Source organism: Bombilactobacillus bombi, assembly GCF_013607485.1.
GTDB classification, from domain to species: domain Bacteria; phylum Bacillota; class Bacilli; order Lactobacillales; family Lactobacillaceae; genus Bombilactobacillus; species Bombilactobacillus bombi_A.
The window spans coordinates 1-1,785 of the sequence record NZ_SCHP01000115.1 but is presented as its reverse complement, the minus strand read 5'-3'; the positions used below and the strand labels follow the sequence as shown (position 1 = coordinate 1,785).

The 1,785-nt window shown below is 30.6% G+C and carries 1 protein-coding gene and 1 pseudogene; one reads left to right on the top strand and one right to left on the bottom strand.

Annotated features, from left to right (window positions below; all coding sequences use genetic code 11):
• Window positions 1-234: hypothetical protein (locus EQ827_RS09005; RefSeq protein WP_219912689.1), on the bottom strand; the 234-nt coding region annotated here is incomplete at its 3' end.
• A gap of 1,070 nt (window positions 235-1,304) precedes the next feature.
• Between EQ827_RS09005 and tnpA the strand changes: the two are divergent.
• Window positions 1,305-1,694 (top strand): annotated as a pseudogene (tnpA, locus tag EQ827_RS08640) (IS200/IS605 family transposase).
• Window positions 1,695-1,785: the final 91 nt, after the last annotated feature.

Sequence of the window (1,785 nt, the reverse complement as noted above, 5' to 3'; positions counted from 1 at the left end):
ATATAGTGCCCATCGTATTTTCTTATTGGATAAGCATATATTAATTCCACCTTTATGAAAATAAATAAAAACAATAATAATACTAATAATTAATATATATATTAAAATTAATAATATTCTTAATAGGAATGTTTCGTTAACAATTATGACGTTAAATGCCAAACTAATAACTGCAGAAATTAGCATTCCTATCAAAAATAGATAAGCAACATATTTTAGAATGTTTTTCATCATTCAGTCCTCCAAACCTGAGCTTTAATATTAAATATACAGGACCACTTTCTAACACTTACAGACATATAAGTAGTTATAATCTCCATTTCCAACCATATAATAAACCTTATTACAATTAGAATTGTGTAAATTAGGTTTGCTTTAAACTTAAAATTACTAACTCCTTTAGGAATTATAAAATTACTTTCATTATCGTATGTTACATTGCCACCTTGAGAATTCATGATATCAGTATTAGTAACATAAGGGTTCGGTATCTCCATAAATATCTACGGAATAAGCTAGCAATTTTCAACATCATTGTTGACTCGTTTCCATAGTTACATTAAATGTACGACTAGAGTGCAATTGAATACATTATAATCTACACCTGTTGTTGTAGGCCCCAAAAGTCCGTTACCCTAAAAAGCATAAGATCCAATATATTTATAAGAATCAGGAATAAATAAGCTATTAATAAACATCCATGAAAAGCCCTATCCACAATACTCTGAAGATGATAAGGGTGATTTCAAATAGAGAAAATTACATATCATTTTTCGTGTATGCGGATACATTTGTGGTAAAAAGCATACTCTTAAGTTGCACAAAATAAAATCATATTTGTGCAGTTGCATTTTAATTTGAGATTGGATTTTGGGGGTTATTATCAGAAAATATAAATTAAAAAGCTAAAGCCATTTAAATAATGATGTATATTTCATAAAAGCATAGTGTTAGTTAATAATTCTTGAACAAAAAATTGATTACATTTTAGTCATCTACGACTAAAGAAGTGAAAGCCATGTCAGACAAATTTAATTTTAACCAACAACTTTCTTTATTACAACTACTAATTGCCAGTGGCTGGACATTATTGCACTCTTATATCGGCAATTGTCCCGCGTAAAATTCATTATGTCACAATGGTCAATCAGCGGGCAGAGTTGGATCATTGGAAAGTAGATACGGTTTTATCCAGTCGTGAATAAAGCAAGGCTTGTTTTGTGACATTTGTGGAGCAACACAGTCGCTTATTTTAAACCATGAAAAACTTAGCACATATCCGCTGAAATTGTAAATATCACATCATGTTTATGCCTAAATACCAGCGAAAAGTAATTTATGGAAAATTAAGAGCAGATATCGGCCGCACCATGAGAAGATTGTGTGAACTAAAAGAGATTGAAATAATCGAAGATCACCGCATGACTAATCATATACATATTTTTGGTTAAGAACCTACTTAAAATCAGTGCTTCCGGTTTTATGGGGCATGGTTAGAAGTGTTATCATAATTAATAAAAGGCACACTACTCTGAAATACAAATATGGCAATCACAGGTTTTTGGCCAGAAGATATTATGCCAGTAAAGTGGGGAGCAATCACAGAAAGCAATTGAAAAATATATTCTAGAACAAGAAACAGAAGATGCTTACAAGAGGCAATCAGTAAAAGAGAGCATCTTGATCAATCTTAAAAACATGAAACCTTAAAAATAATGAAAATAGTCGCTATTAGTAGGATTTTTGAGTAGGTCAAGGCTCCAAAAAGTAAATATACCTTAGAAC